The organism is Micromonospora maritima, assembly GCF_902825405.1.
Lineage (GTDB): Bacteria > Actinomycetota > Actinomycetes > Mycobacteriales > Micromonosporaceae > Micromonospora > Micromonospora maritima.
Map to the genome: position 1 here is coordinate 1 of NZ_CADEAU010000746.1, position 2,008 is coordinate 2,008.

Sequence of the window (2,008 nt, forward strand, 5' to 3'; positions counted from 1 at the left end):
CGCCGTCGGCCCGCGCGCCGGCCGGCGCGCTGTCGGCGCTCCCGACGCCACCGGCGTCGTCGGCGCTCCCTGCGGGCACGACGTCGTCGGCGTCGGCGGCCGGGGTGAGCAGGCGCTCGACCAGGGCGGTGGTGTGCCGGGCCGCCCGGAACGCGGGATCGCGCAGCACGCGCCGGGCGAACGGAATCGTGGTGCGGACCCCGGGACCGGCCACGTCGAACTCGGCCAGGGCCCGGTCGAGGCGGTCCAGCGCGGCGTCCCGGTCCGGCGCCCAGACCGCCACCTTGGCCAGCAGCGAGTCGTAGTGCGGGCTGACCAGGTAGCCGACGTGGCCGTGCGTGTCGACCCGGGTGAACGGGCCGCCCGGCGGCCGGAACCGCTCCAGCCGGCCGGGGGCGGGCGCGAAGTCACGGTCCGGGTCCTCCACGTTGACCCGGCACTCGATCGCCACCCCGTGCAGCCGGACGTCGGACTGCCGCAGCCGCAGCGGGGTGCCGAAGGCCACGTGCAACTGTTCCTGCACGAGGTCGACGCCGGTGATCATCTCGGTGACCGGGTGCTCCACCTGGATCCGGCAGTTGATCTCCAGGAAATGGGCCCGCTCGGCCTCGTCCACCAGGAACTCGACGGTGCCGGCGCCGGTGAAACCGACCGACAGCGCGCCGCGCAGGGCGACCTCGGCCAGCGTGTCCAGGGTGGCCGGTCGCAGCGCGGGCGCCGGCGCCTCCTCGACGAGCTTCTGGTGCCGGCGTTGCACCGAGCAGTCCCGGGTGCCCAGGTGGACGCCGTTGCCGTGGGCGTCGCAGAGCACCTGCACCTCCACGTGCCGGGCGTCGGCGAGGTACCGCTCGACGTACACCCGGTCGTCGCCGAACGCGACCTGCGCGGCGGCCCGGGTGCGGGCGTACGCGCGGGGCAGCTCGGCGGCCGTGCGCACCACCGTCATCCCGCGTCCGCCCCCGCCGGCGGCGGCCTTGACGATCACCGGGTAGCCGACCTCGGTGGCCACCTCCTGGGCCTCGGCGACGGTCGGCAACGTCCGTACGCTGCCCGGCGGCAGCGGCAGGCCGGCCCCGCTCATCAACGCGCGGGCGGTGGACTTGTCCGCGAGCGCGGCCATCACCTGCGGCGGCGGGCCGATGAAGACCAGCCCGTTCTCGGCGCAGATCTCGGCGAAGTCGGCGTCCTCGGAGAGGAAGCCGTAGCCGGGGTGGACGGCCTGCGCGCCGGTCTGCCGGGCGGCCTCGACGATCGCGGCGGCGTTGAGGTAGCTGCGCCGGCTGGCCGCCGGCCCGATCCGTACCGCCTCGTCGGCCAGCCGCACCGGCAGCGAGTCGGCGTCGGCGCTGGAGTGCACCACCACCGTCCGTACGCCCATCTCCCGGCAGGCGCGCAGCACCCGCAACGCGATCTCGCCGCGGTTGGCGATCAGCACCTTGTCGAACATCAGGCGTCCCGTCCGGTGACCGGGTCCAGGGCGATCAGCGGCTGGTCGTACTCGACGGGCTTGCCGTCCTCCACCAGCACCTCGGCCACCCGTCCGGCCTGGCCGGCGGTCACCTCGTTCATCAGCTTCATGGCCTCGACGATGCCGATCACCTGGCCCGGCCGGACCAGGTCGCCGACCGCGACGAACGGCATCGCCCCGGGCTCGGGGGCGCGGTAGAACGTGCCGACCACGGGGGCCCGTACCGTCGCCCGGTCGGTGGTCGGCGCCGCCTGTGCGGCCGGTTCCCCGGGCGGCGCGACGGAATCGGCGCCCGTCCTCGGCGGGGGCACCGGATCGTGCCACTCGACCTCCAGCAGCGCCTCGCCGCTGCGCAGCCGTACCCGGCGCACCGGTCCGTCGAGGTCGGCGACCAGCTTGCGGGCCTGCCGGCGCAGCCCGTCCAGCACCTGCTCGGGTCCGGCGTCGGCCATCACGCCACCTCCGCGTGGCCGTCGCCCGCCGGGACCACCGCGGAGCGGGCCGCGCCGAAGCGCCGGAAGCGCTGCCGACGGCGGCGGA

At 75.9% G+C, this 2,008-nt stretch carries 2 protein-coding genes; both read right to left on the reverse strand.

What is annotated here, in order from left to right:
- On the reverse strand, positions 1–1,447 hold a 1,447-nt coding region (locus HUW36_RS31815; RefSeq protein ID WP_246248424.1), incomplete at its 3' end, for an acetyl-CoA carboxylase biotin carboxylase subunit.
- Positions 1,447–2,008: acetyl-CoA carboxylase biotin carboxyl carrier protein (gene accB / locus HUW36_RS31820; protein ID WP_425487287.1), on the reverse strand; the 562-nt coding region annotated here is incomplete at its 5' end. The genes HUW36_RS31815 and accB, both read right to left, overlap by 1 nt.